Source organism: Zhongshania antarctica, assembly GCF_014202945.1.
GTDB classification, from domain to species: Bacteria; Pseudomonadota; Gammaproteobacteria; order Pseudomonadales; family Spongiibacteraceae; genus Spongiibacter; species Spongiibacter antarcticus.
Genome location: NZ_JACHHW010000006.1, coordinates 54,997 through 80,663 on the forward strand (window position 1 = coordinate 54,997; position 25,667 = coordinate 80,663).

The window sequence follows — 25,667 nt, forward strand, 5'->3', positions numbered from 1 at the left end:
GCGCCCTTCTTCATTAAGCAACCACTCTTTATTTGTAATACCAGTAAGTTCGATCTCGGTCACCAGAGATAACTGCCCCGTTTACCGGCTTAAAGGGTGAACCTTCTCCACCGAGTACAAATGGTCTTCTCTTGCCGTCGATTTCGACAACACCAGTAATTACTGTTGGCGGCATACCACCGCCAGGAAAACTTTTACGCACATAGTCCCCGGTGAGCAAAGCCACCTGGTAGCCTTGGGCTATCCCTAAATTAGCTGTACAGCTATTCGCGTCGGCCCCAGCCGGAACATCAGGCTTATTAGTTGCGAAATACGCCACACCACTTGCGGTAACGGGTTGATTAACACCTTTCTCGCCAACACCAAGGTTAAAGAAATAGCCGTCAAAGTCCGCCATTGTCGCATCAAATCTCACCGACTTATTGTGATCGTCACTGCAGTCAGCTAATTCGCCCGCGGTATTATAACACTGTAAAAAAGTTTGGTTTAAAAGGTCATCGTTTTCTATAACAGTAAAGCTATCAGGAAGCTCAGTAACATTGTTGTAACGATCCAAAATCATATAAAACCGATTTTGTACGTTATAAGCTAAGCCCGCTGTAGTGTCTTCGGTATAAAGCGGGTGTTCCCTGTCACCAGTCACGGCCACTATCGCGGCATAATCGGCCGTAGGAATTATATCTGGACCATATAGGAACTTGCGCGCATCATTGCTATTGCCGTCGGCGCCAACGCCCAAACTTGCAAATTTACTTAGCTTTATATCTGCAGCGGTACTGCTATCAGTCCCATGCGGTTCCAAGTCCACTCGCCAAATATTGCCAGCCACATCAACGGCGTATAGACGATCTGTTAAACCATCAAAATTAGCGTCTACCAAAGTGATATCGGCTGGAAAGGATTTCGACATAGACGCATCTACACATGCCCCGCCGGTAGCCAAATTACTAATTCCGGCCAGGCAGCTGTTATCGTCCAAGTCTGCATTAGAATCCGCGGTAGCAGCCCAAACTACCTTACCATTCAGCGCATCCAAAATCAGAATGCCGCGACCCTTCGTATTTACACTGGGTGCCGGATCCGCATCTTCGGCTGGGTCGTAGCCCGCGCCCATGATCAAAACCGGATTTGGATAAGCGGCTATCTGCGTGACCTTGGCCTGTGACCATGTTTGTCCTAATTCAGAAATCTCGCTATCACTAACCTTCCAAAGGATTTTAGGCGCCACTGGATCCGAAACATCCAGAGCATAAACTAATGCACCACCTCTCCTTGCGGTAATATAGATATACGTTTTACCAAAGGTCGTTAAGGTTTCATCACTTCGCAAATCTTGCAGCAAGGTTGTAGCACCATCAAAGAAATAATCCCGAGGCTCGGCATCATTTACTCCATCCTTATCGTAATCAACAAAAAATCCCGGGTAGCTTACAGCGGGAATATTTGTATATTGACGCTCTAATTTTCCGAAAAATTCGGGCGCTATAAAGCTCCATAACTCTCCGCCAGGCCTAACATTGCCTATGGCTCTAGTTTGATTACCATTTACTGCACGATAGTGGCCGTCGTTTGAACCATAAAAAACGACTACATTATCTTTATCGATAGTCTCGTCGTCACCGACATTATATGTACCAGCATAATTCACTACCGTCGGCCGAGAATGAAGTACATCCCCGTGAATTGAGCCTCTAACGGAAATAGGACAAGCATCACCCCGAGATGCTGCTGGGCAGGCCCCAGTCTTCGCTTCGTTACCTGCTATATCATCACCACGAGCCCAATTCACTAAAGAAGTTGCATCCAGGTTAGAAACACTGCTGGCACAGGTTACAGCGCTAGCATATGCCTCGCCCTCAGCTTTTGCTAAAAATGAATCTGGCCCAATAATACTTTGTATTTGGATTCCAACTTTAGAATTGACGACATTAATTAAGCCATACTCACTACCATCACTAACCGACAATTCACAATCAATGAGATCTGTTGTAACAGCAGTAGTATAACCATGGGCAGCATCGGTGGTGACAACAAACGTATCACTTGGAAACACCAGCGTCGCGACCACATCCTGCTTATCTTTACCAATATTAAAAGAGTCGCGTGGCAGGGTAAAACCGGTTGACGTAACTGAGGAAATTTTACACGAGGCACTCGCAGTACAATTGCTTTCTGCATTACCGGAACTTATGTCTATAAATAAGGTATCCCCAGCGGTTAAGTCTGAATATCCCGCATATGTCACCCGGCAAACACGATCAGCAACCTTCCCACTATCATCACAATCAATAGTTAAACTCTGTGCAGTTTTACGCGAACCCACAGAAAATGTTGCCGAATCACTGTTAGTGCCGCCACTAAGCATTGAGCCTAGATTAGACAACAGAGTAGCATTACCATCATTAAAATTTGCAAGCGCAGAGTTTATCGGACAATCATCTTTACTATTACAGGTGTAAACGGTTCTATTCGAAGAACCCGTCAGATTAGCAATTCGCAATGCCTGAGCAACCGCACCTTTTTGAACAAGATCACCATCAGGCGAATCCTGAGTAGGATTGTTCCCTTCTGGACTATTGACCCAGAAACCCTCCGCGGGCCAATCGGCGACCGCACTGCCATCTACCTGCAGCGGCGTGTTAGTCGTCCAGAAGCTTCTGGCACTGTCTAATAAACCACCTGTAATAGGGTTAACGATATCTGTCGCATTAGCAGGACTTTGGCTTGCATCAGTCAACACAATGCTACCGCCAGCATCAATACCAAACTGATACTGTTTAACATTTCCATACCAACGCGGACCAGCCTTTGCGTCTGGGCGGAACATCGCAACAAAGACCTGATTTTTATAAGTGCCTTGGCTATTTTGAGAAACTGGCAATGTTGCCGAAGAAAAGACGCTATTCACATCCTGTACTTCGCTAAAAATTCCGGTAAGAATATCGGTCAAAGCGTCTGATTCATTTGCCTTAACTTTGAATGATTTACCTCCACCCACGGTGCCCATATCTGAGATGAAATTCATCGCAGCTGCTACCTTTGTCTTTGATTGCAATGCCTCGTCGTAAACTGCAATAGAGTAGGTAGTAACATTTCGGTCAATTTGGGCTGAGTCATTAACATCAACCGAATGCATAAAGCGCGTCCATTCGTCCCCCCAATATGAATTTTTTGCAGCATCTGCCTTATCTAAAAGTGTTACCGCTCGGGGCGTCATATACGCATTATATTTATTGCTACCAGCAGCATACTGAAAGGCATTTGTTACTTGGTTCTCGAGAATAGTACTTGCTGACGAAAAATTAAAATCGGCGACGCTGGCAGTTTCTTTAACAGCATTACCCAAATAGACGAATACTGCATTACTGCAGTCAGGGTTGACTTCAGCGTAGCTAGAATAATCAGAGCCGGAGCAAGAATTTCCTTGTCCCGACAAACCATTAAAGACCGCCCATGCCTCGGCAACCATATCACCTACCACCGAGCCTCCATTAAATTTATCAAGCGCTTTAACTTTAGCAATAAAATCCGTCGCATTGGTTTCTGTCATTTTTTTCGGCGCTAAAAGTAACTTGCCACATTTGTCTTCAAAAACCATAAGACCAATCGCAAGGCCGTTTGCATAGGCTGGCAATTGCGACAATTTGTAAATAGCATTCACCAACGCGCACTGCTCCATACCACCCACGGTATCACCCATTTTGGGAGTAGAGCTTTCGCTAGAACCTTCTGGAACATCCGCATACACACATCCGTGAGCGACGGAAGCACTTATATTCGCCGAGGTATGCCAACCTATAATGACCGTTGAGGTGGAGGTATCAGCAGGGTTCGAACCGGTAAAAAGATCGATATCTTCGGCGAACACTAATATATTGAAACCAGTCAATAACAAAAACAATCCAAATTGAAGGGCGGACTTAAATTTATTCATTGCTTATACCCCATCAAATACAATTAGTGCCAACATTGGCACGCAAATACAGGCCTTGATGCATAGTGATTTCAGCGCTAGTCACAGCATCCTTAACTTCAGCTTGGACATCCCACGTAATCTCACTGCAATCTGAATTTCCGCTTAGTACTTCGTCAGTAAAAATACCGGTTTCAGGCTTTTGCCCGCTTTTCCAGCATTGATCGTCTTTTGGGTTTGATGTTTTTAATGCCAACAATTTAATCGGTAAGGATCTTAAACACTTCGGTGGAAGCACGTTCGCAGTGATGTCGTCATTGCCGTTACCGTTTAGATCAAAGGAGTAAGTCGCATTAATTTCTGGCACTGGAATTGCAAAATTTGCAGAATTACTAATATAGGATTCTAACGCGGCCTTCGCCGCCGTTCTCGCCTCGAAACGAAATTGCTGATTTCCTGCTATTTTGAAATTAATATTACTGCCAGATAGCATACTGACAACAATAATGCTGAAAACACCCAACATTATCAGCACCACAATGAGAACCACACCAGCTTGCGAGCGAGCGCTTTTATGCATGCTCATTTCCTCGACCCAATAACATTTGGCAAAACGACAACACTTGAAAAAACACTACGACGCACTTTATCGTTAAAAGTACGTTTTACTGCATTTCCATCCGCATCTATTCTATTTAGGTCATAGTTCATGGTCGCCAATGCCAACTTAGTTTCTGTAATTCCCCGCACCAGCAAATTCACTTCAACCGTCACCACATTTTCCCAATTGTTCGCCGGTGACCAAGTACCCGCGTCGCAGGCACTTGGCACGGCAACCTGAACCGGGTTATCAACGTAACAATCTGGACTACCATCAACATCCAAATCCAATCCGTAGCGGTAATGGATATCTTCAACACCATTCACTAAAGATTGGGTCGTAAGCGAGCCTCCGGAAAGCTCAATCATCTTAAGCGTGGGTATTCCATCAGCTGCATCACAATCATCGCAACTGCTCAGAAAATAGGCCCGACTAACGTAAGCCCAAGCCGAAGCAACAGTACTGCAGTCGGAGTCTCGCAATGTTAAATTGGCTTTATTATTAGAAAACGCAAAAACAGCTAAATCGGCGTCGCAATTTGACACTTGGAAATAAGGCGCAGTATTTGTTCCAGACAAAGACCCGGGTGCAATCTCCTGAGTATCAACATGGCGAACAACCAGTACTTCGGAATTGGCAACCGTACCCACTGGCAAGCAGTCTGGCAAAGCTTCACCTACTGCAAACCCTTGTACGGCAGCAGGCAGATCCGGCGTAGACGCATCGTACTTAAAACCCAAAGTAGTTAGATCAGCGCCATTTAGACATGGCGAAGGTTGGGTATAATTAGCAACACCTGCATGATATTTTCCATAAAACCCACCCAATACAATATCATCACTAAGCACTTCCAAGGCGTAGCGACCGTTTTCAATCTGATCGGAGTTGGCTGCCAATTGTGATCGCGTATTACTCATCGACGCAACCAAACTAATAATACCAAGGAGCATGAAAGCGCCTAATCCCATCGCAATCAAAAGCTCCACCAATGACAATCCAGCATGAGTTTTATGCAATTGATACTTCACGACAGGTCTCCCACCCGAACGATTGTACTTACCGTTCTACGTTTCGACTCACTACCAAATTGATTCTTGCCACATAAATTTCCACTTGGCGCAGCGACCGTATCGTTCAATCCCTGCCAAGCAACGGTAACGCGGTAAGTTTGATCAATTGCGCTTAGCTGTACTACACAACTCCTAGCGCCAATCATTGCTCCCATACTATTACCACTACCATCCTGTTCCGCCACACCAATCAACGTCAGATGCCAAGCCTGAATATCCGCGGCAACTCTCGCCTGATGATCAGCGCTACCAATAGCGCAAGCTTCGAACTCCGTAATTCCTGTTCCAAATGTTGCTCCATTTGCTCCATAAGAATAACAACTAGCAACCGCTTTATTAGCGTCTATCCGGTCAACCATATCTTGCAAAATATTGAGTGCCTGTAAACGCTGATAAGCCTCAACTTCTTGCTGAACAGTGCGAACCATTAACCCTGCTGCGCCCATCACCCCTACTAACAAAACGACCAGTGCCACTAATAACTCTATAAGGGTAAAACCACTGTGCTTGCATTCGGCTTCGAGGCTCTTCATCAACAGTCCCCCGAATTGATACTAGGCTTACCACTCAAGGAAATAGAAACACATTTGCTACGTTCAGCGTTGCCGGAATCGGGAGCAATAGTCAATTCTGCCGCGATATTTACACGACCATTACTGCCATACACCACTTGCGTTACCGTCGACACTTTGGGTGTCAGTGTAATGCCGGCCAAGCCATCATTCGTTCGTATTACCGTTGCGCCCGCGCTTACCGTCCAACCATAGGACCACCCGCCACTCGCTTGCTCAATTGTAATATTGGTATTGCGTGTCACGGCTTCACTTCGCGCTAAATTAAGCGACGACAACAGGTCATTACTGACACTGCGCACGCGTTGATTTTCGATAAGACCATTAAACGAAGGTGCTGCTATAGAAGCCAAGATGGCCGCAATCGCCAAGGTGACCATAAGTTCGAGCAAGGTAAAGCCTCGCGGGGTATTTGGCCTAACGGTTAATTCCAGCATCGGCTTGCTCCGCTGGCGTGGCCTTTTTCACCCTGGCTATTCAACGTCAAGGCGCCACAGCTATCACCGCTTTGTGAGCCAGTAGATTTGGGTGTCGCGGTGATGGTGTAACTTGGCGGCGCGGTAGTGTTATCACCCGCTGTGGTGATGGTGTAATTACTAAGCACTTCATTCGGCGGGCTTGCGCCTAGCGCCGTCATATCTGCAGCGTAAGCGCGGGCATCTAGAAAGCGGCGCTCTTGCAAATTCGCTACTTCCAGGAGATAACTCGTTGCCGCCGAACGGTTCGCGCGCTCAACATAGTTGCGATAAGAAGGCATGGCGATCGTAGAAATGATCGCAATAATCGCGACAGTGATCATTAGCTCAATCAAGGTGAAGCCGCGTTGCCGGGCAGAAACATTCATGAGAAAAAAGCATCCTGTAAATTGGGCGTTTACAGGCTAAACCGGCGCCAGCGCAATGTCAGGCTGATTCCGACAACTGGTCGATTTTCAACGACCAGCGGCAGGCAATAAAACTAATTTGTATCGTTAGGTGAAATAGCGCTTACAGAGACGCTCCCTTAGCGCCGCCAGCAATCGGCAACCGTTTTACTAGAACCAGATGGCTTATCGAGTAAGGCCAATTGCCCAGTTTCATTTAACGTAAAGTTACCGCAGGCGTCGCCCACCATGGGGCCGCTGCGGGTTGCCTTAAGGGTAAAGGTATTATTGGCGGCAGCGGTTGCCGCTATAGCGTAAAACGCCGTGCCACTGTCGGGCACCCTGCTAACAAAAACAGCGGGAAGCGCGGTGCCCCCAGAGGCTGTTGTATAGCGGCCATTAGCCGAGTAATAGCGCTCTAGGGCCTGTGCACTGCTAAAGAGCGCATTAGTCGCTTCGTTACGCCGTGACTTAGCAATTTGCTCTTGATAACTGGGATAGGCAATTGAAGCCAGTATCCCAATTATCGCAACAGTGATCATCAACTCTACTAAAGTAAAACCCAAATTCCGTTTCACGTATCTATTCCTCATTGAAACTGCCGCCATGACTGCCTACCTAATAGCTCACCTTCACCCGCAGACTCAGTGACCACACCAATGGTACCGCTGCTGCCAGAGGTATATTTATATTCAAGGTCGCCAGCGCCAATAATGCCCGGCGTTTTTATCATTTCGTCACTGCCACGGCCGCTGATGGGGTAGTACTTACCTTCAAACAAGATTTGATCTAGTTCATCAACCTTGCCATCGGCATTCACATCTAAGGCTGGGCTGCTCAAGCGCCCACCATTGTTAGCATCAAGCTCCATCAACCAGCTCCGACCACCGTAACCACAGGCATCGCTATTCGGAATAATGCTGGTAAAAATAATGCGGCCATTTCGCAGTATTGGCTTTGATACCGCGCGTTCACCGTTTGCGATGCCCGATGGCGACAACAACCGCAGACGCCAACCGTAAACCGGGGCACTAGTCGCACTATTATTGCTAACCAAGCGAACCGGGAAGGCACTACTGCTACCGTCAGTAAGCGTTCCAGTATTTTCGTAAACCACGGTTTGGGTGACTAAATCGCTACGATTAAGCACTCTTGCACCGACATCTCTTATGCCGTAAAAATCTTGTATCTGTGGACTGCTGCCCACAACGGCGTCGGCGTATTCAAAGTATTTACCCGTTCCAAAATACACCATGTAACCACTTTCCTTGTGCGATCCAACCGTGGGTCGCATCGTAATTGGCTGCGCAACGCCATTATTGTCTACAGCCTGAAAGAGTGGTTTAGGAACGCTGCCGTCTTTAAACGCAACATCCCATGTTGCAATTGAATTACCAGTAAAATCAAACTTCCACAGATTACCTTTTAAATCGCCTGCATAGACATAGTCAGTGATGCGGTCACTATCAACATCCACGGGAACCGGTGTCCCCAGCCCGTTACCGACACCACTAACACCGGTATCGATAGCCTTTAATACAGCGCCTGTTGCTAGATCTACGACAAATAATTTCACATTGTCGCCAGAAGCGTAACCGTTACCAAAAATGGCAACCCATTTATCACCAGCCTCCAGACGCGCGATCACCGGCTCGCTCATGGCAACACCAAGTTTATCGGTGTCTAAAAGCGATGTCGCTTTCTCCCACAGGAAATTGCTCTTGGTTAATGAGGCCGGATCGGTAACATCGATGGCAAAGACCGACTTGCCACCTGCACCCATGGAGCCAATCAATACGGTTCGCCACTGACCGTTAATATAGGCATCGCTCGCCCGCGGCGAACCGTCTACTGTATAGCTGTGTACATACGCGGGGTCGGTCAGCGCCGCTAATTTCGGAAAGCTTGCCACCGGCAAGTAGGCGAACTTTTCTTTGCCCGTTAGCGCATCAAAGCCGTGGAGCATGCCATCGTTAGCACCAACATAAATCATTGATGTGCGAGATTTCTTCGCATTCAAAAAGGTTTTATAACTACTGCCTTCAGTGCCGCTCAAAACCCCAAAACCATAGTCCGCTAAATTATCGACAAAATAGGGGTCTGAGTTAATGATATCGCCCAATGGAGTGGAGCGCTGACGCAAGGTAATGCCTTCTTTGCTTTTGTCCCCACGCAGCCATGCCAGTCGATCTAAGGCCGTCGTTGGTGAACCACCAGCAAGCAACGCCGTCTGCAAACTTAAGGAAAGCGCATTATAATTACTTCCTGTAAAGCTAATAGCTGATGTCACTAAGGTACCCGGCGCGCCCAAGCCAACAACAATATTACGAGTGGCGGCACTGGCAATGCTATTGTTATTGGAATCCCAGGCAACCCCTTTCAAACTGCCGTCAGAATTTAAATTGTAGGCAACAATCCGACCAGCCCAATCCAAACTATTAAAACTCGCCTGGTACACCAAAGTGCCCGAATCCAAGCGTGTTGAGTTAGAGGCTATTGACGACGCCGACGATTTACTTTGGCTAGTAATGGTGTCCAGTACGCCAGACAAGTCGTTGGCAAATTTAGCAGGCTCTGCCGCGCTAAAGAATCCGCCGCGACTGTTCACACCAGCATGCAATAAATCATCAATTTTATGGGCGTCGGCACTGGTTGGATTTGGCCAATCGATATTAGCGCCACTCTTTATTGCGGCAAATGCCGTCGCAGGATCAATCGTACCGGCCACACCCAAGCCGACACCAAAGGTAACCATATGCTGCCAGAAGGCTGGATTATCTTTCGTCTCCGCAAGGGTGTTGGGCATATCGCTGCGTAAATCATTCTTCCAGTAATACATGGCCACATCAGCGAAGGTGTCGCTGCGACTGTCTTTAAACGGCGAAACCGCTTTGTACTGATAGCTTTGCCCCGCAGGCCCAGTATGAGTTGGATTATCTGTACCGTCGTTATTATTAGCGCCAGCGCCAGACACGGAACTTCCTGACCAATAGCCGTCCGTCATTAATACCGTGTAATTGCGGCGACAAGACAACTGAGTACTGCTGTCATTCGTGCCAGGAGTAGTACCCCAAGGCCCTTTATTATCGGTACGTTTATAGTAAGTGCCGACAGCATCAATAGCACGCCGCAAAGGCGTACCTGCACTGGGAATATCTCGACCATATAGTGCGTCATAAAACGCATCTCGATCACTGCCGGCAAACTTCCGCACGCCTTTAACAACAACCTCAGAGTTCACCCCATCTACCGTGGTACTGGGCTGATTTATACTACCAAAACCAATCCGTAATCCGCTGCTTTGGCTAACAAAGGCAAAGCCGGAGCCCGCTCTCGCCATTGACACTCGCGAACGATAATAGGTATACCAGTTAGCGAAATTTTGAATTTCCTCAGCGTAAGTACACACCCCCAATGAGGCCGCGATACAGTCGTCACGCGTTTCCCGGCCGTGACCAGTGAAGGTTTGACCCGATCTGATTTGCTTCCGCTCGTAACTCGCCCAATTCCAGTAACTGCCGCTGCCCTTGTACCAAAAATAGGTTGCCGGCCAAAATGTTTTAATACTATTGGTACTGGTGCAGCTATTATCACTTTTACAACTAAACCAATAATTACTATTGTAGTTACTATTATCTACCATCAAATTTCGACAAAACGCAGCATTCGGTAACAGCGTGGTACGCGTTGGATTATGCAGTGCGCACACCGGATTTGCATTTGGGTAGCTACTATTATCCGATTTTACCCATGGATAATAGGTGGAGGACGGATTGTAATAAAGACTATTAATTTGCGGTGAACGCGAGCGCGCATTATAAGGATCGTTATCGTCAACGGTAGGCACATAATTGGAATAATCACTGCCGCCGTAAATACCATTTGCACGAGGGAATATATAGCGACTACTACCGGCGATGATATCATCAGGCATTAATTCAAACTGCATAGAACCAGAGTCATCTAACACATACATAACATTGGGCGGTATAGATTGAGTCAAAAACAGTGGCGCTTGTGCAATACCCTCTAAGCTTGTTGACACGGGGTCGGTGCACCCCAACTTTTTACCTTCAACGGTTACCGTCGCAATGCATGTATAAGAATTACTATTACTATTCAAGACTGTCAATATATTGCCGCTAGTACGAAACGCTGAACTTGGGCAGCTACTCGCATTACCGCCTTTTAAAACATAACTTACGACCCGGTCAATGCTGGAAAGTGTCGAGTAAACATAACTGTCGTTACTATTATTCTTCCCAATATCAGCAATGGAGGTTTCTGTCACGGTGCAAGACACTTGCGCTGACGCGGGTAGCGAAAAGCCCGCAGCCATCACAAACACAACTGCAAGCAAGCCTATTTTTTTGCCTACGCTTGCTGCATATTCATTTTGCTGTTGCATGAGCTTTCCCCTACGCATATTGCGCGCTGTGATCTTTGTGTAAAGCCGATAATGGCTCTTACAACTCTTGTCTTTTATACGTGGTAGTTAATACGACCATGCTTCTATCACTATAACCATAACCACGGGCAATGATTCGATAAAAGCCGTCGCGAGAAACCGGGCGATCGGAATCAAGCACATCATTTTTATTACCAGCTCGGTTCAATTGCTGAATAATATATTCTGGCTGCTTAGCGGCATCGGGGATCTTATTTTGTAGGCTCAACCAACCCACTGAGTCGTAATCTGACCATGTCGGATATTTGCAGGCGTCGCGAGTATCCGCTGGATCGGGACAAGATTGATAAAAGCCGCCAGTACCGTCAAAACCTGGCAGCACACCAGTGCGCAATACCCCTTCGGCAGTGCGCAAAGCGGCTTCGGCCGACTGAAAGGCAATGGTATTTTCCTTCATATTGCCCGCCATGCGCTCTTGTAGGGTCGCAGTTTGCATGGACGCAATACTAATAATAGTTAAGATTAGCATAAATACCAGACTCACAATCAAGGCCGCGCCGCGCTGCGAGCGGTATGGTCGCCAAGTACGTCGGGCTAGGCCACTCATTGCAATCGATTCCTGATAGTAAATACATTGGTAAAGACCTGACGCAGACGGCCATCATTATTGGCGACCAAATCACCAGAGGCATCGCTGAGTTGCTGCGCATCAGCTGCGCCCGTTCTACCCACCACATTGTCTTGCGAGCCATACATAATAAGCTCAACGCGCACACTCAATACAGTTGCCCAATCAGCTACCTCTGCACCGGTTTGATACACATCAACAGCGCGATCTGCATTAGTGTCTACGCCGTAACTAAGCTGCAAATTTTCGATACCTTCCACCAGCTCCGTTGGCGCTGTCACCACTCCGCCAGAGGTTAGCGTTAACTGTTGAAAATACAGAGCATTGACCGAATTACCCGCAGAGCTTTTACGGCCGGTATCGGCAATAAAAAAGTCAATCACTTGAAAGCCAAACACTTCAGCCTCTCCCGTGTAAATTTTACTCAGCTTATTATCGGAGTTACTGCCAGTAGCGTGGGCCAAGGTGGTCTGCCCCTCACCTTTCTTTTTGGGTGTATTGGTAATCCGAAACATATCGCCATTTAAGCAATCGGTGACCATGACAAAATCTTCTTTAACAAAGTTAACCGAATTATTTTCAACCTGTATATTGGCATTGTCTGGCGACAGATTCCCGGTCAAGGTAATAAACTGGTCCGATGCGCGCTTTATGGTCAGCCTATCGGTTCCCACTACTGCTGACTTGGCATCACTGCCAGTGACATTATCGACACCAACCAATGCTGTACCTGGGGTGAAAATAGCCGTACTAGCAGGCAAAGCAATATTATTAAAGCCGGCCGCACCAATCGAGCTGCAGCCCATATAGCCTGCCATGCGAATTTCGCGGGACAGGAAACGCATAGCAAACCGTGCGTTCTCTTGAATTTGCGCCATTGAATCCAGCATTTTAGAACTGGTACTGGTCGCCAAAAACACCTGTATAACCGCCGTGCTGAGTAAAATACCCAACGTCACTGCAATCATTAATTCGACGAGCCCGAAACCGAGCTGTTTAACACGTTTTAATCTCATGCTCAGAACTCCGTCACAAATACAAAGCTCTGGATGTTACCGCCGCCGGCTAATCTCGATTTGCTCAAACGCCCTTCATCCCACTGCACGGTGACGGTAATGACACTGCCATCACGACTAATCGCACCATCGCCTTCCGGTAAACGCAGAGCTAACTCAGCCAACCATTCTTGCAAGTCAATATCGACAATGGTGTCACCCTCTGGCGCATCATCGTCGATCGCTATGTCATAACGTCCTGCGAGAGCTAACACTCTATTGGCACGCATCCGATCCGTTATGTCATTTGACAAAAATACGGCGGCGGACCGAATATTGGCTACCTGATTAAACTTCACCGAATTTAATTGCAATGCAGAGGCTCCTAGCACCCCAGTTGCCGTAATAAGCACCGCAATTAGGACCTCGATTAAAGAAACGCCGCGCTGCGTATAAAGGCTCATGGACACACTCGATCTGAAATAGTCACCTGGCCACTCGCGGTGATATTGATATCGCGATCATGACTGCATTTTTCCGGCTCACTGCGATAGCTTAATACCACCGCTTTTGAGTCCTTGATAAAGCCTTGATTATCAAAGGTCACACTAGTCACTGTAGAAGTGCCAATTTTAGCCGTGATTTTAGCGCTGGTTTTTATTGCTGGCGTCTCCTTGAATGCCTCACCGGCGTCAAAGCTGCCGTTGTCATTCAGGTCGACCCAGGTTTGCCAACCTTTAGCCCAGTCACCAACGTTAGCGGTTAAAATAACGGGGCGTGCCCTAACGACTGCTTCAGAACGCGCAGCCACAAGCGTTTTCAACATTGACTGGACATCAGCTCGCTCGCGAGAGTTGCTAATAAAGGCGCTAAAATTGGGAATAGCCACCGTCGCGAGTACAGCGACCACGGCAACAGTCACCATTAACTCGATAAGGGTATAACCCGACTCCAATGCCTTGCGACCCAACATCCTAGGTTCCTTGCTATCCTTGACTTTCATTTGATCTTACGTAAAGTTATTTGCTACGGGCTTGACGCCAAATAGGATCAAGAATTACCAATATCCCGTGAAATATAGTTCCTAATATACTTTCTCGCCAATAACATACAGTTTAAGCCAGTATGGAAAGGAGTCCATAATGGAAAACCGAGGGGTCACCCTGATCGAACTGATTAGCGCCTTGGCAATCAGTGCTATTTTAGGCCTAATTGCAGTTCCGGCCATGAGTCATTTTATTCAACAGCAGCAGCTCCGGAGCGCCGCCTACAACCTTTACCATTTACTGGTAAACGCCCGCGCCACGGCCATTTCACAACAGCAGCGGGTCAGTGTTTGGAATCAAGATGGTGACTGGCGCAGCGGCGTCGAACTGTTTGTCGACAGCAACAACAACGGTCAAAGAGAGAGTACTGAGACTAGCCTGTATACCACAACAGACCACGAAAATATTCATATAAGTGGTAACCGGTGGGTGGCTAACTACGTTTCCTACCTACCCAATGGCCGTGCAGCCACTGCCAGTGGTGCATTTCAAGCGGGCACCATAAGTCTGTGCAAATCGGGCTTAAATGATAAATACCAACTGGTTATCAGCATTGGTGGGCGGCTGCGGCTGCAAAAATCTTCAAGCAGCCGCTGTCCATAAGTAGCTACCGCTATAGTTTACGAGACGTCGATTAAGCGCAGTTCTTTAGGCAGTGAAAACGTGATATTTTCTGGGCGACCCGCCAGCTCTACTGGGGCTTGCGCGCCGAGTTCACAAAGCCGTTGCACTACAGCATGGACCAGCACTTCCGGTGCAGACGCCCCAGCGGTAATGCCAATACGGGGATTATCGGCCAGCCACTCACTGCGAATATCGGTCTCGCTGTCGATCAGATAAGCCTTGCAACCTATTCGCTCGGCCAGTTCCCGAAGCCGATTTGAATTCGAGCTATTTGGCGAGCCCACTACCAAGACCAAATCAACCTGCTCAGCCAAGGTTTTGACTGCGTCTTGGCGATTTTGGGTAGCGTAGCAAATATCGTCTTTACGCGGGCCTTCAATATTGGGGAATTTACTGCGCAGCGCGTCGATCACCGCAGCCGTATCGTCCATCGACAAGGTAGTCTGGGTGACAAAAGACAAGCGATCGGGGTTTTGCACTTCTAATGCCAACGCCTGTTCAACGTCTTCAACCAAGTAGATATCACCACCCTGCGCGCCGCTATACTGGCCCATCGTGCCCTCTACTTCGGGGTGACCTTTGTGGCCGATTAACACGCACTCTCGACCGTCGCCGCTGAAGTGAACCACCTCCATATGAACCTTGGTCACTAAGGGGCAGGTAGCATCAAACACTTTTAAACCGCGGGTTTCGGCTTCTTTGCGCACCGCCTGGGACACGCCGTGGGCACTGAAAATAACAATTTTGTCGTCGGGGACTTCGACAAGCTCGTCGACAAATACCGCGCCGCGCTGGCGCAGATTCTCAACCACAAATTTATTGTGAACAACCTCGTGACGAACATAAATTGGCGCGCCGAACACGTCTAGGGCGCGATTCACAATTTCGATGGCGCGATCTACCCCGGCGCAAAAGCCCCTAGGGTTGGCCATCATAATCGGCATATTGCTGCTTGTGCCCGTCACTAGATTCACCTTATTCAATTACGCTTACTTGGCGCCAGCCTGCGCGCTTACGTTGAGAATTTCAACTCGAAAGGCGAGGCGACGACCAGCCAAGGGATGGTTGAAATCGACCATCACCGATTCATCGTTCACTTCACTCACTACCCCGGGTAATTCCGCACGCGCCGCATCGGCAAAGGAAATCACCACACCCTCTTCAAGCACCATGTCGGCCGCAAACTGACTGCGGGGAAAGCGCTGAATATTGGCCGGATTGCGCTGACCAAAGGCATCTTCTGGCGCTAGGGTAAAGGTTTCGCTTGCCCCCGCACTCAAGCCAAGCAACTTGGCCTCAACACCAGGAAGCAAGCTGCCGTCGCCATAGCTAAACGTAGCGGGCTTACCGCCAAAGGTAGAATCGACTTCATCGCCATCAATAATACCTAAAGCGAAGTGCAGAGTAATTTCAGTGCCGGGAGCAATTTGCATATCAGTCATTCAATAGAGTCCACTCATCCCTCAGGATGATTTTTCAGTTTCGGGATTTAAAAACATATCGAGCAGCAGCAGTACTGCGCCAACACTAATTCCCGCATCGGCAATATTAAAGGTGGGAAAATAGTGGTGATCCCAATGTACCGAAATAAAATCGATAACATAGCCAAACCACACGCGATCCCACAAATTACCCAGCGCCCCGCCTAATACCAGCGCCAGCGCCAGAGACAATAGCCACTGTTCACGCTTGAGGCGCTGCAGCCAGACCGCAATATAAATACTTACCGCCAGTGCTATGACAGAAAAAAACCAGCGCTGCCAACCGCCAGCATCACTCAGGAAGCTAAACGCCGCGCCACGGTTATAGTGCAAAGTAATATCTAAAACCGGCAATACCGGATGCGGTTGGGCGTAGCCCAGCGTATTGTTGGCAAGGTATTTCGTGATCTGATCCACGACAATGACCGCGACCACCACCAACAGCCAAAACACCCTGCTGCGCCGCTCAGCGGCCTGTTCGAAACTCACCCCCGACTCAAGCATAAAACCGCACTTCGCCATTGCCGTCGACATTATCAATACAGCGGAAGCACAATTCAGGATGTTCTAAAGATTGACCGACTTCTTCACGATGATGCCAGCAACGGCTGCATTTCTCGCCATCACTGGCGGCGACGCGCACCTGCAAACCGTCAACATCAGTAGCCACTGCCTCATTGGCGGTCGACAGCGGCGCTAACCGTGCAGCAGAACTAATTAAGACGAAGCGCAACTCGTCGCCCAATTTAACCAAGCTGTTCATCAAGCTCTCATCGCAGAATAAAGTAACCTCGGTGGCCAGACTGCCGCCAACCAAGCCTTCTTTTTTGGCGCCTTCCAATACTTTATTCACCGCTGACTTAACCGACTGCACCGTTTCCCAAAAATCACTGTCCATTTCAGCATCAGCTTCCATACGACTCAGGCCCTGATACCACTCCGCAGCAAACACGGTGCCGTTATGCTCACCGGGTAGGTGTTCCCACAATTCGTCGGCAGTAAAACTCAGAATCGGCGCAATCCAGCGAGTCAGCGCCTCAGCAATATGGTACATCGCGGTTTGCGCTGAACGCCGTGGCAAGCTATTGGGCTTGGTCGTGTACTGGCGATCTTTAATAATATCCAGATAAAAGCCGCCCAGTTCCAGCACGCAGAAATTATGCAATTTCTGATAGATCAAATGGAATTGATAAGCCTCGTAAGCAGCGACGATCTCGTCTTGCAATTCCGCAGCGCGGTGCATAATCCAACGATCCATCGCCAGCATATCGCTAAGATCCACAGCGTGTTCCTGTGGCTCAAAACCCGCCATATTGGCAAGCAAGAAACGCGCGGTGTTGCGGATGCGACGATAAGAATCCGCGGTGCGTTTAAAGATTTCGTCAGAGACCGTCATCTCATTGCGGTAATCGGTTGCCGCCACCCACAAGCGTAAAATATCGGCACCCAAGGTGTTCATGACTTTTTGCGGCGCAACCACATTGCCGACGGACTTCGACATTTTACGGCCCTGGGCGTCCACGGCAAAACCGTGAGTAAGTACGCTCTTGTAGGGTGCACAGCCATTGGTCGCCACCGAGGTCAGCATAGACGACTGGAACCAGCCGCGATGCTGATCCGAGCCTTCTAAGTACAGATCAGCAGGAAACTGCAAATTATCGCGCTGCGCTAAGACCGCGTAATGAGTAACGCCAGAGTCGAACCACACATCTAAGGTATCGCTCACTTTAACGTAGTCGCTGGCGTCGTCGCCCAACAGCTCGCTGACCTCAAGGTCGAACCACGCTTGAATGCCAGCGCCCTCAACCCGCTTAGCAATCTCTTCAATCAGCGCAGGAGTATTAGGGTGCAGTTCGGCGGTGTCTTTGTGAACTAACAGGGCAATTGGCGCGCCCCAAGTACGCTGACGCGATACACACCAATCGGGACGCTCTTGCATCATCGACTCGATACGCGCACGACCCCAGCCGGGCATCCAGTTTACGGCGTCCACTTCCTTCATCGCGGTATCCAGCAGACCGTTTTGCGTCATGCTGACAAACCACTGGGGTGTGGCGCGGAAAATAATCGGGCTTTTATGACGCCAGCAATGGGGGTAGCTATGCTCCAAAGGCTTGTGCAGCAGTAAACGGCCACGCTCAGATAGAGCCTCAATCACATTATCATTGGCCTTAAACACATGCTGACCGGCAAAAAACTCAGTGTCCGGCAAAAAAGTGCCGTTAGCGGCAACGGGGTTATACACTTCTAAGCCGTAAGCTTTGCCAACCACAAAGTCGTCTTGACCGTGGGCAGGTGCGGTGTGGACAGCACCGGTACCCGCGTCGGTGGTGACATGGTCCCCGAGAATCACCGGCACCTGGCGGCTGTAAAGCGGGTGCTGCAGCAGCAGATTTTCGAGTGCGGCGCCCTTACAGCGACCGATTACCGTAAAGCCTTCAACGCCATAGCGCGCCAGAGCTGATTCGTGCAGCGCATCAGCAAGTAGCACTACCATAGTCTCGCCGCTGCTGCGGGTGTAGGACACCCACACATAATCCAGCTCAGGGTGCAGGCTCACTGCCATATTAGCGGGTATTGTCCACGGCGTGGTGGTCCAGATCACCAAATTTAACTCGCCCTCGGTGTCGGCTGGCAGGCCACCCGCAGCAAGCATCGCAGCGCGATCAACCGCGGCAAAAGCGACGTCAATCGCTGGCGAAGTTTTGTCTTTGTATTCCACTTCGGCTTCGGCCAAGGCCGAACCGCAGTCCATGCACCAGTGCACGGGCTTAAAGCCCTTGTGCAAGTGACCGTTGTCGACAATTTTACCAAGGGCGCGAATGATATTGGCTTCAAAGCCAAAATCCATGGTGAGGTAGGGATTGTCCCAGTCACCAAAAACACCCAAGCGTTTAAAATCTTCGCGCTGACCATTCACCTGTTTATAGGCGTATTCTCGGCACTTTTCTCGGAACGTGGCGGCGTCAACTTTATGGCCAGCCTTGCCTACTTTCTTTTCAACATTGAGTTCAATTGGCAGGCCGTGACAATCCCAACCGGGCACATAAGGCGCGTCAAAACCGCTGAGGGTTTTCGACTTTACAATAATGTCTTTAAGGATTTTATTGACCGCGTGACCGATATGAATATCGCCATTGGCATACGGCGGGCCGTCGTGAAGTACAAACTTTTGCCGCCCCGCACGGGCGTCGCGAATTTGCTGATAAACGTCCTCTTCCTGCCAGCGCTTCAGCATACCGGGTTCACGTTGGGCCAAATTTGCCTTCATGGCAAAGCTGGTCTCGGGCAGGTTCAAGGTGTGCTTGTATTCACTCATAGTGGCTTCTTACACATTCCAAAGGTTTAAAGATCAAAAAAGGATCGCGCCTGCTCTACATCGTTGGCAATTTGTGCCTGCAGGGCGTCTAGTCCGTCAAACTTCGCTTCTTCACGCAACTTTTTGCGAAATACCACGCGAATTTTGCGGCCGTAAATATTCTGATTAAAGTCCAGCAAATGGACTTCTAAAATTGCTTTTGATAAATCGCCAATCGTTGGTCGCACGCCAACATTGGCAACGCCGGGGCACATGCCCTCTGCCGCGCCATAAACCTCAACGGCGAACACGCCAGAGAGTGGCGAACGCAGTCTGTGCAATTCCATATTGGCTGTCGGCGTACCAATGGTACGGCCTAATTGCTGACCAACGATTACCCGCCCAGATATGCTGTAGCGCCGCCCCAACAAACGTTCCGCAAGTGCAAAGTCCGCGTCGGCCAATACTTCGCGAATACGGGTGCTGCTCACGCGCTCCCCAGCAAACTGCAAAGTAGAGGTATCGACTACTTCAAAGCCATTAACATTGCCGAATTTACGCAGTAAACCAAAATCACCGCTGCGATTGCGGCCAAAACGCAAGTCGTCGCCAACCACAATGTATTTCACACCTAAACCCGCAACAAACAAGGTGTGAATAAATTCACTGGCGGTAAGGTCCCGGAAGTCTGGGGTAAAACGAATCCGCAAAACGCGATCAATACCCAGCTCCCGCAGGGCATCAAATTTCTCACGAAAGCTCATTAAGCGGGCTGGCGCATCATTCGGTGAAAAGAACTCTCTCGGTAGAGGCTCAAACAAAACCACGGTCGACGGCAGCCCCATTTCTTTACCCTTGGCAATTAACTGGCGTAACACCGCCTGATGACCTAAATGGACACCGTCAAAAGCGCCAATCGTGGCTACGCAGCCGCGATGCTCGGGGCGAAAATGCTTAAATCCGCGGATTAACTCCATGCCTACCATCGTTGTAATTTACAAAGCCGCTGATTATAACTCACTAAGGGGCTGGACTAAACGCCAGTGTTGCGCTAATCGCGCTGCAGCACTCCTAGCCATGGGGCACGGAGCCACGCAGATCCTTAAGACGCAAACCACAGGCGACCATTACCGCAATATAAGCGCCACTGCCCGCCACACATAAGCCCGCCAAATGCATCGCTCGCTGCATCGCACCCCACTGCTGCCAGCCATCAAACCATAGCAAACCATACCAAAGACAAACCGCCATCGCCGTGACGGCCAAGCCCAACTGCATACAATAGCGCCCCCAGCCCGGCAGCATTGTATAGCCGGCTTTTTGGCGAAGACCACGGAACAACAAGGCCGCATTGAGCCAGGCAGATGCCGCCGTGGCCAAGGCCAAACCTGCGTGACCAACCTGCCAGTAATGGTGAAGCGGAATGACCAGCGCTATATTCATCACCATATTCGCCACCATGGCGATAATACCGATCCGCACTGGGGTCTTAGTGTCTTGGCGCGCATAAAAGCCCGGCGCCAAGATTTTAATTAACATAAACGGGATTAAGCCCAAGGTATACGCCCGCAAGCTCAATGCCGACATAGTCACATCGCGGAGCTGCATTTCGCCGTATTGAAACAAGGTAACCAAAATTGGCTCGGCCAGCAGCAGCAGCGCTGCCGTTGCCGGTACCGCCATCAACAGCACGCTGCGCAAACCCCAATCTAAGGTCGCGCCAAACGCCAATTCGTTACCACCCGCCTTCAGCCGCGACAAATTGGGCAAGACCACCGTGGCAATGGCAATGGCAAACACCCCTAGAGGCAGCTCAACCAAGCGATCGGAATAATACAGCCAGGAAATACTGCCCGTGGGGAGAAACGAGGCCAGAATGGTGTCGAGCAGCAAATTGATTTGACTAATCGACACACCAAATAGCGCGGGAATCATCAGGGTAATAATTTTTTGCACGCCCGGGTCTTCCCACGCCCAACGTGGCCGCGGCAACATTTGTATGCGCTGCAAAAATGGCATCTGGAAAACCATTTGCACTGCGCCTGCCATCAACACACCCCAGGCTAGTGCCATTGCAGGCTCGGCAAAGTATTGCGAGAAATGCACGGCAGCCACAATCATGCAGACATTTAGCAGCACGGGGGTGAACGCCGGCACGGCATAGCGGCCAAAGGTATTGAGAATGCCACCCGCAAAGCCGGTCATGGAGATTAAGAAAAGATAGGGAAAGGTGATACGGATCATGTCGGAGGTGAGCTGAAACTTAGCCGGGTCTGCTCTAAAACCCGGCGCAAACACCGTGGCCACGATCGGGGACGCTAACACAGCGACCGAGGTCACCAATAGCAAAACCCCGCCCAGTGCACCGGCAACGCGATCGATCAATAGTTTAATTGACTCTTTGCTGCCATTTTCACGGTACTCCGACAGCACCGGCACAAAGGCTTGAGAAAACGCGCCTTCGGCAAACAGACGCCGCAGAAAATTGGGAATTTTAAAGGCGACAAAAAAACAGTCGGCGTTGCTACTCGCGCCTAAAAAGTTGGCAATTACTACATCGCGAATCAAGCCTAAAACTCTCGACAGCAAGGTCATGACACTGACCAGCAAGCTAGAGCGCAGCAACCCGCGCTGCTTGGCGGGGCCTTTCGCCGCAGCGGAATCACTCATGCTAGCCACCGTTGGCGCAGCGCATCCCTATGTATGCGCAGCCACTGCAGGGCGATTAAGCTGTGAGCATTGTCGATCTGACCGGCATCTAACATCGCCATGGCATCGGCAAAGGAAATCACTTTGGCGTGGATATCCTCGCCCTCCTCAGCCAAACCGTAAAAGCCACCGGCGGCGCTTAAATCGGCCCGCCCACAGAACAGGTGAAAATATTCATCACTGCCCCCCGGCGAGGAGTAGTATTCAGCAACGGCTTCCATTTCGGCAATGTCGATACCGGCCTCCTCAAGCGCCTCACGGCGCGCGACGTCTTCGGGGTTCTCGTCAGGCTTATCGATAATGCCCGCCACCAACTCTGAAATCCAAGGACTGGCCGAGCGGTTCATTGCCCCAACCCGAAATTGTTCAACCTGCAAAATGCAATCCAGCGCGGGATCATAGGGCAGTACGCCCACCGCCGGGCCACGCACAAATAGCTCTCGGCTCAACCAGCGCCCCCAGCCGCCCTCATACAGACGGTGGCGCAAACGGTATGCCCGCACTTGAAAAAAACCGCGCCAAGCAGCGCGGTCTTCATCTATTTCTACATCACTGCGCTTGAAATCAGCCATTCGCTATTTGCACCACTTCAGAAACGCCGCTCGGTATACCAGTTAACATCGCGGGCATTTTTATCGACTTGATCGACGACGTCTAATATCAGCGCAAACAGCGCCATGCGCACTAAGACACCATTATCGGCCTGCCGGAATATCGCCAAATTCGGATTATCATTGAGGTCATTGTCGAGTTCATTGGCCTCTGAGCGAGAGTCCCGCGGCAGCGGATGCATAATGACGGTATTGGGCTCGCAATTGCGGGTGTAAATTGCCTGATTCAGCCGATAGCGGCCACGATACAAATCGGCCTCGGCGCGATCGGCAAAACGCTCTTCCTGAATTCGGGTGGAATAGGCAATATCTACTTTAGAAATACTGCCTTCCATGACATCCGACTCGACCACGGTATGACCAGCACTGCGCAGCTGTTCAACAATCGCGCCCGGCATTTGTAACTCCGTGGGCGAAATTAATACCACGGTGACATTGCGGTATAAACACAGCAATTTACACAGGGAGTGCACGGTGCGGCCGTATTTTAAATCACCGATCATGGCAATACGCAGGCCGTCGAGATCACTGCGACCCTGATGCTGTAGTTCTTTACGGATGGTATAGAGATCTAATAGCGCCTGACTGGGGTGCTCGTTAGCGCCGTCGCCGCCGTTCATCACCGGTACTCGACTCGCAGCGGCAAACTCCGCCACCGAACCGGAAACCGGATGGCGCATAACGATAACATCGCTATAGCCACTAAGAACCCGCGCTGTATCGTACAGTGATTCACCCTTAGCAATCGCCGACGTCTCAAAGCCGGTAGTTTCCCGTACTTCGCCGCCCAGTAAATTAAAGGCGCAACCAAAACTCACGCGAGTTCGCGTAGAAGGCTCAAAAAACATATTGCCGAGAATGGCACCGTCGAGCACCTTGGTCACCCGCTGGCGATGAGCATAGGGCTCCATACGGTCGGCAACTTCAAACACCCGCTCGATATCGCCGCGGTCGAACTGACTAATAGAGAGGATATGGCTACCTGAAAATTTCAAAGGGTCTCTCCGCGTTAATTACATTGTTACCATTTGTTCGGCACTGCTACTGCCTTCATCAAACTGCAAACTCGCCCAGCGCGAATAGAGCGGCGAGCTTTGTAAAAGTTCGGCATGATTACCGGCATCCACTAACTTACCGTGATCCAGCACGGCAATAATATCCACGTCGACCACTGTCGCTAGGCGATGGGCTATCACAATGGTAGTGCGCCCTTTCATGAGCAATTCCAGGGCCTGCTGAACCTGATACTCGCTCTCGGCGTCGAGCGCGCTGGTGGCCTCATCGAGAAGCAGCAAGGTTGGGTCAGCCAGAATCGCCCGCGCAATGGCAACCCGCTGACGTTGACCGCCAGACAGACGAATACCGCCCTCGCCCACAAAGCTGTCGTAGCCGTCGCTCAAGCGCTCAATAAACTCGTGAGCATAGGCTTTGCGGGCAGCCGCTTCAATCTCGGCCATTGTCGCGCCGGGCTTACCGTAGCGAATATTGTCGGCCACACTGCCGGTAAACAAAACCGGCTGTTGGGGTACGATGGCAATTTGCGAGCGCAAATCATCTAGGCTCAGGTCGCGTATATCAATGCCGTCAAAACGAATTGCGCCGCCCTGTACATCGTAAAACCGCAATATTAAATCAACCAAGGTCGACTTACCTGCACCCGAACTCCCCACCAGTGCTAAGCTGCTGCCCGGTTTGATATCGAGGCAAAGTTTATCAATCGCCTGCTGCTCTGGTCGCGAGGGATAACTAAAGCAAACCTGATCAAATTCCAAATGCCCTTTGGGCTTTGCTGGCAATGGTACCGGCGCGGTTGACGAAGGCACTAAATTCTCGGCCGCGAGCAACTCCAATAAGCGCTCGGTAGCACCGGCAGCGCGCTGCAAATCGCCGTAGACCTCAGAGATAGCACCCACCGATGCCGCAACCATCACCGCGTAAAAGATAAATGCCGTCAACTCACCGCCGCTGATTTTTCCCGCCAAGACATCAAGCCCGCCGACCCATAACATGGCGGTCACCGCGCCGAGCACTAGGGTTATTACAATGGTGGTTAACCACGCACGCTGATTAATACGACTAATCGCTACCCGAAATGCCGATTCAACATGACCATCAAAGGCATTGCGATCCAATTCCTGATGGTTAAAAGCCTGCACCATTTTAATATTTTTAACCGATTCACCGACAAAGGTACCGACGCCGGCGATCTTATCTTGGCTGGTCCGCGACAAGCTGCGCACCCGGCGACCGAACACAATAATCGGCACCACCACCAGTGGCACGCTGAGCATCACCAGCGCCGTTAATTTAGGATTGGTGATAAAGAGCAATATCACCCCACCAATGAACATCAGCAAATTGCGCAGCGCAATCGATACTGAAGAACCAATGACGGTTTGCAGTAAAGTGGTGTCGGTGGTGATACGAGATTGAATTTCGCCGCTGAGATTGGTTTCAAAATAACCGGGATGCAGGTGCACCACATGGGCAAATACCGCCTTGCGCAGATCAGCACTTACCCGTTCCCCTATCCACGACACCAAATAAAAGCGCGTAAAGGTGCCGACCGCCAATAACAGAATCATCGCCGTAAAGAGCAGTAAGGCTTGATTCAAAGCGGCTTCAGTCGCGTTGCTAGAGAAGCCTTGATCAACCAGCATCCGCAGACCTTGACCGATGGATAGGGTAATGGCCGCAGTACACACAAGGGCTATACTGGCGCCAATCATTTGCCAGTAATAAGGCCGCAAAAACTGCATCATGGCCTTCAATACGCCGACGTTTGTGCTTTTTGCTCGCTCTGGACCGCTATCTGACATTACCTTCCCCTGTTTATCGGCGGGCATTAT

General features: G+C 49.9%; 22 protein-coding genes. 1 reads left to right on the forward strand and 21 read right to left on the reverse strand.

All coding sequences use genetic code 11. The annotated features are described in order from the left end of the window. Nucleotides 1-28: 28 nt before the first annotated feature. From HNQ57_RS11400 to HNQ57_RS11455, 12 genes are all read right to left on the reverse strand, one after another. Nucleotides 29-3,934, reverse strand: a complete 3,906-nt coding sequence (locus tag HNQ57_RS11400; protein ID WP_184463093.1) for a pilus assembly protein — start codon at nt 3,932-3,934, stop codon at nt 29-31. A 13-nt stretch (nt 3,935-3,947) separates the two neighbouring features. Beyond that, nucleotides 3,948-4,493, reverse strand: a complete 546-nt coding sequence (locus HNQ57_RS11405) for a pilus assembly PilX family protein (protein WP_184463095.1) — start codon at nt 4,491-4,493, stop codon at nt 3,948-3,950. 2 nt (nt 4,494-4,495) lie between these two features. Beyond that, nucleotides 4,496-5,542 carry a PilW family protein gene (locus HNQ57_RS18070; protein WP_184463097.1) on the reverse strand — a complete coding sequence of 349 codons (1,047 nt, stop codon included), beginning with the start codon at nt 5,540-5,542 and terminating at the stop codon, nt 4,496-4,498. Continuing rightward, the gene (pilV, locus tag HNQ57_RS11415; protein ID WP_184463099.1) at nt 5,539-6,117 is read right to left on the reverse strand and encodes a type IV pilus modification protein PilV; all 579 of its coding nucleotides are present in this window, start codon (nt 6,115-6,117) and stop codon (nt 5,539-5,541) included. The genes HNQ57_RS18070 and pilV (HNQ57_RS11415) overlap by 4 nt, the downstream gene beginning before the upstream one ends. Then, nucleotides 6,117-6,593, reverse strand: a complete 477-nt coding sequence (locus tag HNQ57_RS11420) for a GspH/FimT family pseudopilin (protein WP_184463102.1) — start codon at nt 6,591-6,593, stop codon at nt 6,117-6,119. The genes pilV (HNQ57_RS11415) and HNQ57_RS11420 overlap by 1 nt, the downstream gene beginning before the upstream one ends. Further along, nucleotides 6,581-7,000, reverse strand: a complete 420-nt coding sequence (locus HNQ57_RS11425) for a type IV pilin protein (RefSeq protein WP_184463104.1) — start codon at nt 6,998-7,000, stop codon at nt 6,581-6,583. The genes HNQ57_RS11420 and HNQ57_RS11425 overlap by 13 nt, the downstream gene beginning before the upstream one ends. A gap of 158 nt (nt 7,001-7,158) precedes the next feature. After that, the gene (locus HNQ57_RS11430) at nt 7,159-7,596 is read right to left on the reverse strand and encodes a type IV pilin protein (protein WP_184463106.1); all 438 of its coding nucleotides are present in this window, start codon (nt 7,594-7,596) and stop codon (nt 7,159-7,161) included. 11 nt (nt 7,597-7,607) lie between these two features. Beyond that, nucleotides 7,608-11,426 carry a pilus assembly protein gene (locus HNQ57_RS11435; protein WP_221301684.1) on the reverse strand — a complete coding sequence of 1,273 codons (3,819 nt, stop codon included), beginning with the start codon at nt 11,424-11,426 and terminating at the stop codon, nt 7,608-7,610. A 58-nt stretch (nt 11,427-11,484) separates the two neighbouring features. Beyond that, nucleotides 11,485-12,033 carry a pilus assembly PilX family protein gene (locus tag HNQ57_RS11440; RefSeq protein ID WP_184463108.1) on the reverse strand — a complete coding sequence of 183 codons (549 nt, stop codon included), beginning with the start codon at nt 12,031-12,033 and terminating at the stop codon, nt 11,485-11,487. Continuing rightward, nucleotides 12,030-13,070, reverse strand: a complete 1,041-nt coding sequence (locus HNQ57_RS11445) for a PilW family protein (RefSeq protein ID WP_184463110.1) — start codon at nt 13,068-13,070, stop codon at nt 12,030-12,032. Before HNQ57_RS11445 ends, HNQ57_RS11440 begins: the two co-directional genes overlap by 4 nt. 2 nt (nt 13,071-13,072) lie before the next feature. Then, nucleotides 13,073-13,513 (reverse strand): type IV pilus modification protein PilV, encoded by a 441-nt coding sequence (pilV, locus tag HNQ57_RS11450; RefSeq protein ID WP_184463111.1) that lies wholly within the window; start codon nt 13,511-13,513, stop codon nt 13,073-13,075. Continuing rightward, the gene (locus tag HNQ57_RS11455) at nt 13,510-14,022 is read right to left on the reverse strand and encodes a GspH/FimT family pseudopilin (RefSeq protein WP_184463113.1); all 513 of its coding nucleotides are present in this window, start codon (nt 14,020-14,022) and stop codon (nt 13,510-13,512) included. Before HNQ57_RS11455 ends, pilV (HNQ57_RS11450) begins: the two co-directional genes overlap by 4 nt. 169 nt (nt 14,023-14,191) lie before the next feature. Here HNQ57_RS11455 and HNQ57_RS11460 point away from each other — a divergent pair, with 169 nt between their 5' ends. Beyond that, nucleotides 14,192-14,698: a GspH/FimT family pseudopilin gene (locus HNQ57_RS11460; RefSeq protein WP_184463115.1), complete on the forward strand. Its 507-nt coding sequence runs from the start codon at nt 14,192-14,194 to the stop codon at nt 14,696-14,698. A 17-nt stretch (nt 14,699-14,715) separates the two neighbouring features. On the opposite strand, the gene ispH is transcribed toward HNQ57_RS11460, so the two are convergent. The 9 genes from ispH to HNQ57_RS11505 form a co-directional block, all read right to left on the reverse strand. Next, nucleotides 14,716-15,663 (reverse strand): 4-hydroxy-3-methylbut-2-enyl diphosphate reductase, encoded by a 948-nt coding sequence (gene ispH, locus HNQ57_RS11465; RefSeq protein WP_184463587.1) that lies wholly within the window; start codon nt 15,661-15,663, stop codon nt 14,716-14,718. Nucleotides 15,664-15,708: 45 nt separating this feature from the next. Further along, nucleotides 15,709-16,161 carry an FKBP-type peptidyl-prolyl cis-trans isomerase gene (gene fkpB, locus HNQ57_RS11470; RefSeq protein ID WP_184463117.1) on the reverse strand — a complete coding sequence of 151 codons (453 nt, stop codon included), beginning with the start codon at nt 16,159-16,161 and terminating at the stop codon, nt 15,709-15,711. 21 nt (nt 16,162-16,182) lie between these two features. Further along, nucleotides 16,183-16,704 (reverse strand): signal peptidase II, encoded by a 522-nt coding sequence (lspA, locus tag HNQ57_RS11475; protein WP_184463119.1) that lies wholly within the window; start codon nt 16,702-16,704, stop codon nt 16,183-16,185. Continuing rightward, entirely contained in the window at nt 16,697-19,519 is a 2,823-nt protein-coding gene (gene ileS, locus HNQ57_RS11480) for an isoleucine--tRNA ligase (protein ID WP_184463121.1), read from the reverse strand. The genes lspA and ileS overlap by 8 nt, the downstream gene beginning before the upstream one ends. Before the next feature lie 26 nt (nt 19,520-19,545). Next, complete coding sequence (gene ribF / locus HNQ57_RS11485) at nt 19,546-20,475, reverse strand: bifunctional riboflavin kinase/FAD synthetase (protein ID WP_184463123.1); 930 nt, start codon at nt 20,473-20,475, stop codon at nt 19,546-19,548. A 94-nt stretch (nt 20,476-20,569) separates the two neighbouring features. Continuing rightward, entirely contained in the window at nt 20,570-22,168 is a 1,599-nt protein-coding gene (murJ, locus tag HNQ57_RS11490) for a murein biosynthesis integral membrane protein MurJ (RefSeq protein ID WP_184463125.1), read from the reverse strand. Continuing rightward, nucleotides 22,165-22,779, reverse strand: a complete 615-nt coding sequence (locus HNQ57_RS11495; RefSeq protein WP_184463126.1) for an NUDIX domain-containing protein — start codon at nt 22,777-22,779, stop codon at nt 22,165-22,167. The genes murJ and HNQ57_RS11495 overlap by 4 nt, the downstream gene beginning before the upstream one ends. 17 nt (nt 22,780-22,796) lie before the next feature. Continuing rightward, nucleotides 22,797-23,813 carry an aspartate carbamoyltransferase gene (locus HNQ57_RS11500; RefSeq protein ID WP_184463128.1) on the reverse strand — a complete coding sequence of 339 codons (1,017 nt, stop codon included), beginning with the start codon at nt 23,811-23,813 and terminating at the stop codon, nt 22,797-22,799. 18 nt (nt 23,814-23,831) lie between these two features. After that, complete coding sequence (locus HNQ57_RS11505; RefSeq protein WP_008251486.1) at nt 23,832-25,637, reverse strand: ABC transporter transmembrane domain-containing protein; 1,806 nt, start codon at nt 25,635-25,637, stop codon at nt 23,832-23,834. Nucleotides 25,638-25,667: the final 30 nt, after the last annotated feature.